The sequence below is a fragment of the Amycolatopsis sp. NPDC048633 genome (assembly GCF_040650695.1).
Taxonomy (GTDB): domain Bacteria; phylum Actinomycetota; class Actinomycetes; order Mycobacteriales; family Pseudonocardiaceae; genus Amycolatopsis.
In genome coordinates, this window is sequence record NZ_JBEZHS010000002.1 from 260,999 (window position 1) to 272,811 (window position 11,813).

General features: G+C 73.2%; 8 protein-coding genes. 4 read left to right on the forward strand and 4 right to left on the reverse strand.

What is annotated here, in order from left to right:
* Positions 1-81: 81 nt before the first annotated feature.
* Entirely contained in the window at positions 82-3,186 is a 3,105-nt protein-coding gene (locus AB0C38_RS07720) for a tetratricopeptide repeat protein (protein WP_360668237.1), read from the forward strand.
* 57 nt (positions 3,187-3,243) lie between these two features.
* Here AB0C38_RS07720 and AB0C38_RS07725 read toward each other — a convergent pair whose 3' ends face one another.
* On the reverse strand, positions 3,244-3,672 hold the full coding sequence (locus AB0C38_RS07725) for a hypothetical protein (protein WP_360668240.1): 429 nt from the start codon (positions 3,670-3,672) through the stop codon (positions 3,244-3,246).
* A gap of 156 nt (positions 3,673-3,828) precedes the next feature.
* On the opposite strand from AB0C38_RS07725, the gene AB0C38_RS07730 reads away from it, so the two are divergent.
* The gene (locus AB0C38_RS07730; protein WP_360668243.1) at positions 3,829-4,692 is read left to right on the forward strand and encodes a DUF4394 domain-containing protein; all 864 of its coding nucleotides are present in this window, start codon (positions 3,829-3,831) and stop codon (positions 4,690-4,692) included.
* Positions 4,693-4,757: 65 nt separating this feature from the next.
* Here AB0C38_RS07730 and AB0C38_RS07735 read toward each other — a convergent pair whose 3' ends face one another.
* Positions 4,758-6,146, reverse strand: a complete 1,389-nt coding sequence (locus AB0C38_RS07735; protein ID WP_360668246.1) for an alpha/beta hydrolase domain-containing protein — start codon at positions 6,144-6,146, stop codon at positions 4,758-4,760.
* Between the two features lie 287 nt (positions 6,147-6,433).
* On the opposite strand from AB0C38_RS07735, the gene AB0C38_RS07740 reads away from it, so the two are divergent.
* On the forward strand, positions 6,434-7,702 hold the full coding sequence (locus AB0C38_RS07740; protein WP_360668248.1) for a sigma-70 family RNA polymerase sigma factor: 1,269 nt from the start codon (positions 6,434-6,436) through the stop codon (positions 7,700-7,702).
* Between the two features lie 31 nt (positions 7,703-7,733).
* Here AB0C38_RS07740 and AB0C38_RS07745 read toward each other — a convergent pair whose 3' ends face one another.
* Both AB0C38_RS07745 and AB0C38_RS07750 read right to left on the reverse strand, forming a co-directional pair.
* The gene (locus AB0C38_RS07745) at positions 7,734-10,034 is read right to left on the reverse strand and encodes a PQQ-dependent sugar dehydrogenase (protein WP_360668251.1); all 2,301 of its coding nucleotides are present in this window, start codon (positions 10,032-10,034) and stop codon (positions 7,734-7,736) included.
* A gap of 207 nt (positions 10,035-10,241) precedes the next feature.
* Entirely contained in the window at positions 10,242-10,877 is a 636-nt protein-coding gene (locus AB0C38_RS07750) for a TetR/AcrR family transcriptional regulator (RefSeq protein WP_360668254.1), read from the reverse strand.
* Between the two features lie 80 nt (positions 10,878-10,957).
* On the opposite strand from AB0C38_RS07750, the gene AB0C38_RS07755 reads away from it, so the two are divergent.
* A complete protein-coding gene (locus AB0C38_RS07755) occupies positions 10,958-11,803 on the forward strand; it encodes an NAD(P)H-binding protein (RefSeq protein ID WP_360668257.1) in 846 nt (281 codons plus the stop codon).
* The last annotated feature ends 10 nt before the right edge of the window (positions 11,804-11,813 follow it).

The window sequence follows — 11,813 nt, forward strand, 5'->3', positions numbered from 1 at the left end:
GGCTGAGCGGAGCCACTTCCTTGTGTCCCGGTGGCCGGGGCCGCTACGTTCGGTGATCGGCAGCCGATAGCGGGGGACACCGTGGCGACGAGGTCGGTGCGCATCCAGGTGCTGGGTTCGGTGCGCGCGTGGCGTGACGGCGCGGAGCTCGAGCTCGGCCCGCCCGGCCGCCGCGCGGTGCTCGGGTTGCTCGCGCTCGCGGGTGGCGACGCCGTCGCCCGGCGCGAACTGGTGGACACGCTCTGGGGCGACCGGCCGCCGCCGAGTGCGGTGAACGTGGTCCAGACCCACGTGAAGCACTTGCGCCACCTGCTCGAACCCGGCCGCGCACCGCGGTCCGGCAGCGGGGTGCTGCCGCACATCGGCGGCGGTTACGCGGTGCGCCGGGATGCCGTCGACGTCGACCTGTGGCAGTTCCGCGGGTTCATCGCCGACGCGAACGACGCCCACCGTGAAGCCGACACTGCCCGCGTCGCGGCTTCGCTCGGTGAAGCGCTGCAGCTGTGGCGGGGACGTCCGCTGGCCGATCTCCCTTCGCTGGCCGCGCATCCGAAGGTCATCTCCCTCGTGGCGGAGCGCCGGGAAGCGTTTTCCCGGTACGCCGGCGCGATGATCGCCGCCGGCGCGGCGGCCGAGGTCCTGCCCTCGATCGCGGAGGCCGCCGCCGAGCAGCCCCTCGACGAAGCCGCGCAGGCTCTGCTGATCCGCGCCCACCACGCCCTCGGGCAGCGGGGCGAGGCGTTCCGGCTCTACCGGCGGACGCGCGCCCGGCTCGTCGAGGAGCTCGGCATCGACCCCGGACCGGAGCTCCTGTCCGCCCACGCCGCGTTGCTGCACGACGACGTCGCCCCGGCCACAGAGCCGGCTGAAAGCAGGCCTGCGCAGCGGATCCCGAAGCAGCTGCCCGCCGAGCCCGGGGGGTTCACCGGCCGCACGGCAGAGCTGTCCTTTTTGGACAGCGTGCTGGCCGCGGGCGGGGCGATCGCCGCGATCTCCGGCACCGCCGGGGTGGGCAAGACGGCGCTGGCCGTGCGGTGGGCCCACCGCGTGCGCGACCGCTTCCCCGACGGGCAGCTCTACGCGAACCTGCGCGGGCACGCCCCCGGCGCTCCCGCGCCGCCGATCGAAACCCTCGCCCAGTTCCTCGCCGCGCTGGGGATCCCGCCCGAACGCGTGCCCGCCGACGGGGAAACCGCCGCGGCCCTCTACCGGACCCTGACGACCGACCGGAAGATCCTGGTGCTGCTGGACAACGCCGCCGGTCCGGCACACGTCCGGCCGCTGCTGCCGGCCGGGCCCGGGTGCCTGGTGGTGGTGACCGGCCGCGACCGCATGACGGGCCTGGTCGCCGTGCACGGCGCGCGCCGGCTCACGCTCGACGTGCTGAACCCCGAAGACGCCGTCGAGCTGCTGGGCGGCGTCCTCGGCCACGACCGGGTGCGCGAGGAGCCGGAAGCGGCCGTCGAGTTCGCGAAGCTGTGCGTCCACCTCCCGCTCGCGCTGCGGATCGCCGCGGCCAACCTGGCCGACCGGCCCGGTCTCGGCATCGAGGACTACGTCGCGGAACTGCGCGAGGGGAACCTCCTGGCCGCGCTCGCGGTGCAGGGTGACGAGCAGACCGCCGTGCGGACCGCGTTCGACCTGTCGCACGCGGCGCTGCCCGCCGACGCCCAGCGGCTGTTCCGGTTGCTGAGCCTGGTTCCCGGGGCCGACGCCGGCGCCGAGGCCGCCGCCGCCCTCGCCGGCACCGAGCCGGCACGGGCGGGCGCGCTGCTGGAGAAGCTCGCCGGCGCGCACCTCGTCGAGCACCACAGCCCGGGCCGCTACCGATTCCACGACCTCCTCCGCCGCTACGCCGCCGAGCAGGCCGAGCTGGACCGCGACGGCGCGCTGGCCCGCCTGTACGACTGGTACCTGGGCACGGTGGACGGCGCGGCCCGCCTGCTCTACCCGCACATGCTGCGGCTACCGGTCCCCGAGTCCGGCAGCCGGTTCACCGGGCTCGGCGAGGCGTCGAACTGGCTGGACGCCGAACGCGGCAACCTCGTCGCGGCCGTCCGGCACGCGGCGGAGGCCGGGCCGCGGCCGATGGCGTGGCTGCTCGCGGACGCGCTCCGGGGGTACTTCTGGATGTGCATGCGCCGGGTCGAATGGACCGCGGCCGCCGAGGCCGGGCTGGCCGCCGCCGAGGCCGACGGAGACGCGCGGGCGCGGGCCGTCTCCCGGCTCAGCCTCGCCGACCTGCACTTCCGCCAGGGCCGGTACCGGCCGGCCGTGCGGCACTACACCGCCGCGTTGCAGCTGGCCCGGCGGGCGGGCTGGGCCGAGGCGCAGGCCGCCGTGCTCGGCAACCTCGGGTGCGTCTACTGGCAGTCCGGGCAGCTCACCGCGGCCGCGTCCCGGTTCGAGCGCGGGCTGGCCCTGAGCCGCCGGATCGGCCAGGTCGCGGGGGAGGCCGTCGCGTTCGCCAACCTCGGGCTCGTCCACTGGGAGATGGGCCGGCTGGCGGAAGCGGCCGAGCACCACGCCGAGGCGCTGCAGCGGTTCCGCCGCATCGGGTCCCGCTACGGCGAAGCGATCAACCTCGCCAACCTCGGGCAGACGCAGCGAGCGCGCGGGCAGCCCGCCGAGGCGGCCGAGCTGCTCGCCCGGTCGCTGCGGCTGCAGCGCGAAGCGGGAAACCGCGGCGGCGAAGCCGAAACCCGCAGCCGGCTGGCCGCGGCGCACAGCGACCTGGGCCGTCGCGACGAGGCTCTCGAGGGCGCCCGCGCGGGCCTGGCCCTGGCCCGCGAAGCCGGCGACCCGCGGACCGAGGCGGAGGCGCTGGCCACCCTCGGGGCCGTGCTCCACCGCACCGGTGACCGGGCGGCCGCGCTCCGCCGGTACGGCCAGGCCCTCGACCTGATCCGCGAAACCGGCGACCGCTACCCGGAGGCCGACGCCCTGATCGGCCTGGCGGCGGCCGCCGCCGACCCGGCCCCGGCGCGTCACGCCCTCGCCCTGGCCGAGCGGGCGGGCTACCGGGCCCTGCGGGGCCAGGCCTTGACAGTGCTGGCCGGCATCCTGCTGGCACGGGGCGATCCCGGCGCCGCCGCCGGCCACGCCCGCCGCGCGCTGGCGGTCCACCGCGAGACCGGCCACGGCACCGCGGAAGCGCTCGCGGTGCTGAAGCGGTGCCGCGAATGACTCATTCGGGACCTCCGAAGCCGCGAATGAGTCATTCGCGACTCCGCGCGCGGCCGGCTAGGGGTGGATGCCGGTGGCGTCGATCGTGTAGGTCCCGTTCGGGTGGAGGGTGACGATCGCCCACGGGGTCACGCCCTTGGCCCCGATGTCGCCGGGGCAGGAGAACTCGCTCAGGTTGAACGCCGTGCGGGCCTTGCCGTCCGGGGACTTCGTCACCGACTCCTCGACGCTGCCCACCCAGCTGCAGACCGGGGCGATCACCTGGTGCGAGACCACTGGGTCGACCGAGACGATCTCCGATCCCTCGGCGCACCAGGACACCTGGTAGGTGTAGCTCCAGACGTCTTCGAGGGCGAGTTCGATCGGTTCGATGGTCCAGCAGGCCTTTTCCGCGGCGCCGGCCGTGGCGCCCGTGGCGAACGGGATGGTGGCGAGCAGTGCCGCGGTGGCGGCCGTGAGCGTGCCCAGTCTGCGTCCGATGGTCATCGCGTACCCCCTGGTTTTCCGTTGTGGTCCCAATGTCCTGGCTCGGGCAAGGGCCCGCAAGACGCCGTTCCGCCCAGTCCAGCCGACGTCCAACGGATGTCCAGTTCGTCCGAATAGCTTCCTCTCGCCCACAGAAGCTCCAGGAGGGGAACCACGATGAAGGCACGGATCAAGAGAGGGATCGCCGCCGCGGCCGCGGTCCTGTCGGCCGCGACCGGCGTCTCGGTCGCCACGGCGGGCGACAGCGTGGCGCAGGCCGCGGGGCTGCAGACGTTCGGCATCACCGCCGACGGCACGCTGATGGCCATGTTCACCACCGACCGCCCGCAGGTGCTCGACTGGGTCCGGGTGGTCACCGGGCTCAGCGGCGACACGTCGCTGATCGGCATCGACATCCGCCCCCAGAACAACACGATGTACGGCGTCGGCAACTACGGCGGCATCTACACCATCACCACGCCGCCGGTGACGCCGGACGTCGTCGTCAAGAAGGTCTCCCAGCTCGGCGTCCCGCTCTACGGCACCAACTTCGGCGTCGACTTCAACCCGGCCGCCGACCGGCTGCGGGTGGTCAGCGACAACGGCCAGAACCTGCGGCACAACCTCAACGACGGCACGACGACCGAGGACACCACCCTCACCACCCCGCCGCTGACCGGACCGGCCCGCGGCGTCACGGCGTCGGCGTACACGAACAACGACCTGAACGCCGACACCGCGACGACGCTGTTCGGCGTCAACACGACGACGGACCAGGTCGTCATCCAGTCGCCGGCCAACAACGGCACGCTGGCCCCGACCGGCGCCCTCGGCGTGGACGCGACCCCGAACGCGGGTCTCGACATCTACAGCGACCTGGTCAACGGCAAGACGGTCTCGGCGTCGGCGTTCGCGACGATCATCCCGTCCGGCGGCTCGGCCACGCTGTACAGCGTGAACCTGCTGACCGGCGCGACGAGTGCGGTGGGCCAGCTCCCGCTGGCCATCACTGACCTCGCCATCGCCCTCGACACCAACTGACGGGAGGTCGCGAATGACTCATTCGGGACCACGGAGGTCCCGAATGAGTCATTCGCGGCAGCGGCCTAGGGGACCGGCGCTGCTTGTGCGCGGGCGACGGCTTCGTCGCGGTCGGCGGGGAGGAGGTAGCCGGCCCGCAGCGCCCGGTCCGCCGCGGCGGTGAACTTCGCGACGTACGTGGCGTGGTCCGGGTAGAGCTGCCGGATCCGGGCCGCTGACAACGGTGTCGTCGTGCCCAGCAGCAGGCACGCACCGGGCACGTTGCCGCCGCTGTTGTTCGGGGCGTACGCGGCCACCGGCGCGTCGAAGTCGGGCAGCCGGACGCCGCCGAGGGCGTTCTGGTCGGCGTCGCGGCGGATGAACAGGCCCAGCAGCAAGGAGATCGGCGTCGCGACCGGCGGGGCCGCGCCGCCGCGGGCCCAGCGGTCCAGGTACGCGAACGCCGCGTTCTCCGCGTACCGGAACGTCATGCTGTTCACCGGCTTGTCGCACGTCGTGGGCGCGCCGTCGTTGATCGACCGGTCCCGGGCGTTGGCCGCGTCGTAGAGATCGAGCCCGTACCGGTCGGCGTGCGCCGTGCCCGCGACCTCCCAGGTCCGCACCCGGGCGGTGTCCTGCCGGACCGAAGCCGACGCCACGACGTCCGTCTCCGACTGCAGCACGAACACCGGGACACCGAGGTCGGTGCGGATGCGGGCGGAAAGCGGACCGATGACGCCGTCGCCGATCGGGGCCGCCAGTGCGGCCCGGCCGTGGATCATCAGGCCGTCGTAGCCGCCGCGCACCGGTTGAACAGCGTTCGCATAAGTGGTCAGCCGCAGTGCGGACTGCGAGTGCCCGGTGCCGAGCACGACCGCCGGCGTACGACCGCCGAGCAGCTCCGGATGCGTCCGGACCGCCTGTGCCGCCTGCGAAAACACGTCGTACGACAGGGTGTCGGAGCTGATGTCCACGGAGCTGTACCGGCCGGGGTCGAGGCTCTTCAGCTTGTCGGCCCCGGCTTTCTGCGTCGTCACGCCGACGTAGGCGTGGCCCTCCCGCAAGAAATGCTCGTAAGACTGGGAGAAGTCGACCGGGATGTCGACGCCGAAGCTGACGTTGAGCCACTCGACCACGACCGTGCCGGTGAACCGCGCGGGATCACTCGGCTGTACCACGACCATCCGTGTGGTGTAGGGGTTTCCGGTGGTCGCGACGTGCGTGGCCCAGCGGCCGTCGTCGGTCCACAGGCCGTCCTGGGCGTAGGTATCGGCCTGCCCGGACAGAAGATACTCCTCCTCGACGTACCCCCGGCCGGCGAGGTCGAGGATGCCTTGGGCGCCGCTGACCGGCCATCCTTTGCCCGCGGTCGCGGGGATCGCCGTCACCGCCGGCGCGGGGGCGGCCTCGGCCACCCCGGTGAGCAGAACGGCCGGGAGCAGCAAGGTCAGCAGAAGACACCGGACTCTGCGCATGGGGGAGACCCTCCTGGTGGCGGACGTCGACCGTCCACATCGGACACGGATGCGGTGGCCACCGCCCTTCGTCTCTACCCGTCCGGTAACGCCACGGCAACGACGGGTCGCCGGGCCGGGACGAAACCGGGCCGGAGTGCTCAGTCACCTGACAAGACACGGGTCCGGGACACTCACCGCGGAAGAAAAAGGGCTTTCTGAGCCGAAACCTTGCGCCCGGCCTCTCGTTGGACGACTATCGCGTGACGTTCTGCACGTGCAAGCGCACGAGCAAGGGGGAGGTGCGGGTGACCGAGGTGGCACCGGCGGTGGCCGGGACGAAGGATGTCCCGAGCGACGCGGTCTTGATCCAAGCGGTGCGCGGCGGGGACATCGCCGCGTACGGCCAGCTCTACGACCGGCATCTGGTCGCGGCCCGCCGGGTGGCGGCCGCGATCGCGTCGGACGCGGCGGAGCGGGACGACCTCATCGCCGAAGGATTCACCCGCGTACTACGGATTCTGCGCACGGGCGAGGGTCCGGACGAGGAATTCCGGCCTTATCTGCTGACGACCATCCGGAACACGATGGTCAGCTGGCGCCGGCGCGACTCGGCGGTTTCGCTCGTCGCCGAGGTGCCGGATGTCCTGCCGAGCGAGGGCAGCGACGAACCCGTGGACAGCCGGCTGCACGGCACCGTCGCCGCGGGCGCGTTCGCGACCTTGCCCAAGCGGTGGCGGGAGGTGCTGTGGCGGACCGAGATCGAGGGCGAGTCGCCGGCCCGGATCGCCGAGGACTTCGGGATGACGCCGAACGGCGTCGCCGCGCTGGCCTACCGCGCGCGGGAAGGGCTGCGGCAGGCGTACCTGGACCAGCACGTCCCGGACACGACCCGGCGGCGCAACTGCCGGCTCGTCTCCGGCCAGCTCGCCCGCTGGGTGCGCGACGGCGTCGGGGACCACAAGGCGCACCGGATCACGACCCACCTGGACCGCTGCGCGGACTGCCGCAAGCTGGCCACCGGTCTCCGGGAAATCAACGAAGAACTGCCCGTCGCCGTCGCCCCGCTGATCCTGGGCCTCCCGGTCGTGGCCCACTGGCTGACCACCACCGGCTCCCTCGCCTCGTCCGGGGCGGCCGCGAGCACCGGGGCTTCCGTGCTCTCGTGGGCCACGGCGGCGAAAGTGGCCGCCGCGAGCGCGGCGCTGGTCACGACGGTGACCATCGGCGCGAGCACGTCCGACGTCGCGCCACCGCCCCCGGCGCCCGGTGCCGAAGGCTCGACCACGCAGCCGGTGGGAACCCAGCCCGCGGCGGGCGTCCCGGCCGGCGACCCTCGTTCGACGTCCGGGGCGCAGGTCACCTCGGCTTCGTCCAACCCGGAGTCGTCCGCGGAAGAGGCGGCGGACGAGGAACAGGCCGGGACGACCGGAGCCGACGGCACGGCCGTGAACGACAAGCAGGCGAAGAAAGACGCCAAGCAGGCCGCGAAAGAGTCGAAGCAAGCGGCGAAAGAGTCGAAGCAGGCCGCCAAGGAGTCGAAGAAGGCGGAGAAGACCAAGCAGCCCAAGGAATGACCCGGCCCCGCGGCGGGGCCGGGTCATCCGGTCAGCAGGGTTGCAGCAGCCAGCAGAGCCGGTACTTCGCCTGGTAGGTCGCGGAAGTCGCCGGGGCGACGAGGTTCTGCGCCCGCGCCCCGCCGTGCGCCCAGCTCGTGAAGGCGTACTTCAGGTTGAGCGGCGGCAGGTTCTGCGGGCTGTCCGCACTGATCGAGTTGGTGGAGCCGGCGATCACCGTCCGCGAGAACGGGGTGCGCTGCTGCGTCCCGCCGACCGTGAGCAGCGCCTGGTTCGGGTTCGACGTGAAGTTCAGCGTCACCGTCTTCGGTTGCAGGTCGATGGTCTTCGAGCCGGTCCGGCCGGTCGAGTCCGTCGCGGTCAAGGTGAGCTGCAGGTACGACGGGTACTCGTGGTCCGGCGCGACGAACGTGCCCGACGCGACGCCCGGGAAGTCCTGGACGTTGTGCGTGTGGCAGGTGCCGTTGGCCGCGCAGTGCCGGATCGCGAGCCGCCAGGACAGTGCCGATGGCGGCAGTGTGCCGTCCTGGGCGTCGATCGCGCGGCCGGAGAACGCCACGGTCTGGCCCACCGACCACGTCAGCGAGGCGGCGGGGGCGTCGATGACCGGCACCGGGTCCAGGCCGGCCGGTGTCCCGACGGTCACCCGGACCGTCGTGGTGGCCGTCGCGCCGTGGGAGTCCGTCACCCGCAGCCCGGCGTCGACCGCGGCCGCCGTGGTGTAGGTCCAGGTGGGGCGGGCGGCCGCCGAGTCGTCGTACGCGCCGTCGGCGTCGAGGTCCCAGGCGTAGGACAGCACGTCGCCGGCGTCCGGGTCGGTGGACCCGGTGCCGTCGAACTGGACGGCCAGCGGGGCCGGCCCGCTCGACGGCGTCGCCGTGGCCGAAGCGACCGGCGGCCGGTTGGTGCCGCCCGGGTAGCTCACGCGACGCAGTTCGCCGCTGCCCAGCGCGACGTAGAAGAGATCACCGCCGGGGCCGGTCAGCACCTGCACGGGTGCGTTCACGCCGGTCACGAACGGGACGAGGCTGCTCGGGCTGGGCTGGCCGCCCGCCGTCTGCATCGCCCAGATGCACCCGCGCGAGGAGTCGGCGAAGAACAGGGCGCCGGCGTACGCGGCGGGGTAGTTGCTGCCGGACTCGAAGGCGATCCCGCTGATCGACGAACCGCCGGTGGGACACGGATCGCCCGCCACAACCTTGGCGTTGTGGTTGTAGGCGTAGAAGGGCGCGGTCTGCCCGCCGGCGGCGTACAGGGATTCGCAGCGGTCGAGGTTGGCGCCGTCGTAGCCGGCTTGCCGGGTGGTGCCTTCGAAGCAGGGCCAGCCGAAGTTCTCCGCCACCGCGTCGCCGGCGTTCGGGACGCGGTTGATCTCCTCCCAGGTGTTCCAGCCGACGTCGCCGGCCCACAGCTCGCCGGTCCCGGGCCGGAACCCGAACCGGAACTGGTTGCGCGCGCCGTACGCGATCACCCGCCGGGCGTTGGCGTCGGAACTGCTCGCGAAGGGGTTGCCGGGCAGGCCTTCCCCGGTGTCGGGGTCGAGGCGCAGGAGCGTGCCGTTGAGCAGCACCGGCTGGCCGGCCGCGCGGCGCGGCGACTGCGACCGCAGCGCGCCGCCTTCGGCGTTCGGCGGGGCGAGGTTCGTGCCTGCCGGCGAAGGCGGGTCGGCGCAGGGGTTTCCGACCTGGCCGTAGTCGGCGAAGTTGAAGCTGGCGCCGTCCCCGCCGCCCGCGTACAGGGCGCCGTCCGGGCCGAAGGCCAGCGAGCCGACCGAGTGGCTGGGGAACTGCTGGCACCAGCCGGTCACGAGGGGCTTCTCGCTGACGGCGGTGCCGGCCGGGCCCATGGTGAGCTGCGAGATCCGGCCGGTGACGACGCAGCCCTGGTCGGTCGCGCCGGGCGGGGTCGGGCAGGTGTCGCCCCACCGCGGCGCGGTGCCGCCGGGCAGGGCGTCGAGGGTGTAGGAGACGTAGACGTACGGCCGGGCGGGGAACGCGGGGTCGACGGCCAGGCCGAGCAGGCCGCGGTCCCAGAAGTCCTGGGTCGGGGTCCGCAGGTCGGCGAACACGGTCGCGGTCGGGTCGGCGAGGGAGTCGAAGACCTTGACCAGGCCGCTCTTCTCGGCGACGAAGACCCGCCCGTCGGGCGCGAACGCCGCGGCGGTCGGCGAGGTCAGGCCGCCGATCGCGACGGTGTCGGCGAACCCGGCGGGCACGGCCGCGGCAGGTGCGGCGACGGCCACCGCGAGGGCGCCGGCAAGCGACCCGGCGACGGCCACAGCCAAGGTACGTCTGGATCTTCGGGAGAACAGGGGACGACGGAAAAGCAGCATGGGAACTCCTGGTGCGCGGGGACCGGGACCGTCCCGTATGGCGCCGGAAGTCCGATAGTTGTTACATCCGGACGGAAAATGCACACGAACCGCTCAGTCCCGGCGGGGGCGGTGGACCGGACGTCCTGAACGACTCGTTCATGACGTCGGGCGAGGTGAAAGGGTCGTTCATGACGTCGCCGCGGCCGCCCGCCCGCCCTGCGCCGCTCAGTCGCGGTCGAGCCACTCCGCGAGCAGGGCGCGCTCGGCGCCGGTGAGCTTCGCCAGCTCCGGAGAGGCGTCGGGCGGGGCTGGGGCGTCGGTGAGGATCCGGCCCAGGACAGCCTCGAACATCGCCTCGGCGAGGCCCAGGCCCCGGTCCTGCGGGGGCCGGGCCAGCAGGGTGAGCACGGCGCCGGTGCCGGCGGCATGGACCAGCTCGACCGCGAGAGGTTCGGGTACGCGCAGCCGGCCGGTCTCGGCGATGCGGTGCACCCGGGCGCGCAGGACCGCCAGTCCCGCCTCGGCCGCCGGGGACGTCCGACCCGGCGTCACGAGCAGGCCGAACAGTGCCGTGTTGGCCAGGCCGAAGCCGATGTGGGCGTCCCACCCGGCGCGAAGGTCGGCGACCGGGTCGCCGCCGTCCGCGGCCGTCTTCCCGGTGACGTAAGCGGTGAACACGTGCTCGGCGACGGCGTCGAGCAGCGCGTCCTTGTCCTCGAAGAACCGGTAGAGCGCCGGCGCCTGCAGGCCGGCGGCGTGGGCGACCGCGCGGATGGTGAGCGCGGCCGCGCCTTCGTCGTCCAAGAGCCGCGCGGCGGTCTCGACGATGTGCGCCCGCGTTTCGCTCCGGCTCTTCGTCATGGTTCCGATGATAACTCACTATTGCTATCGATGGTGCTAACGTAGTTACTATCAGTGTTAGTCAACCGAGAGGGACAACCATGATCGTGATCACCGGCGGCACCGGCAAGCTCGGCTCCCAGGTCGTCGAGCAACTGCTTCGGCGCGTCCCGGCCGGGCAGGTCGGCGTCAGTGTCCGCGAGCCCGGCCGGGCGAGCGGCCTCGCCGAGCGCGGCGTACGCGTGCGACGCGGAGACTTCGCCGACCCGGAGTCGCTCGCCGACGCGTTCGAAGGCGCGACGCAGGTTCTCGTCGTCTCGACGGACGCCACCGGCGAAGCGGCTCTGCGGCAGCACATCGCGGCGATCGACGCCGCGCGGGACGCCGGCGTCAAGCGCGTTCTCTACACGAGCCACCAGGCCGCGGCCGACGACTCGCTCTTCGCGCCGATGCCCGACCACGCCGCGACCGAGCGCCACCTCGCGGCGGCCGGCCCGGCGTTCACCGCGCTGCGCAACGGTTTCTACGCCGCCACGGTCCCGCTGCTGCTCGGTCAGGTGCGGGAGACCGGTGAGCTGGTCGCGCCGGCCGACGGGCCCGTGTCGTGGACCGCGCACGCCGACCTCGCCGAAGCCGCGGCGGTCATCCTCGCCGACGAGGGCCGGTTCGACGGGCCGACGCCGCCGCTGACCGCTCCCGTCGCGCTCGACCTGGCGGACGTCGCGCGCCTCCTCGGCGAACTCACCGGCCGGACGATCCGCCGGGTGGTCGCCGACGACGACGAGTGGGTGGCGGGCCTGACCGGGCACGGTGTTCCCCCGAGCCAGGCCGCGATGCTGCTCGGCATGTTCCACGCTTCGCGCCGGGGCGAGTTCGCCGCCACCGGCCCTGACCTCGAAGAACTGCTCGGACGGCCCGCGACACCGCTGCGGGGCATCCTCGGCTGATCACTATGAA

Excerpts from the sequence above, each read along its gene's own strand:
- AB0C38_RS07735 (WP_360668246.1), bottom strand. The coding sequence starts at position 6,146 with ATGCGCAGAGTCCGGTGTCTTCTGCTGACCTTGCTGCTCCCGGCCGTT.
- AB0C38_RS07755 (WP_360668257.1), top strand. The coding sequence starts at position 10,958 with ATGATCGTGATCACCGGCGGCACCGGCAAGCTCGGCTCCCAGGTCGTC.
- AB0C38_RS07730 (WP_360668243.1), top strand. The coding sequence starts at position 3,829 with ATGAAGGCACGGATCAAGAGAGGGATCGCCGCCGCGGCCGCGGTCCTG.
- AB0C38_RS07745 (WP_360668251.1), bottom strand. The coding sequence starts at position 10,034 with ATGCTGCTTTTCCGTCGTCCCCTGTTCTCCCGAAGATCCAGACGTACC.
- AB0C38_RS07725 (WP_360668240.1), bottom strand. The coding sequence starts at position 3,672 with ATGACCATCGGACGCAGACTGGGCACGCTCACGGCCGCCACCGCGGCA.
- AB0C38_RS07750 (WP_360668254.1), bottom strand. The coding sequence starts at position 10,877 with ATGACGAAGAGCCGGAGCGAAACGCGGGCGCACATCGTCGAGACCGCC.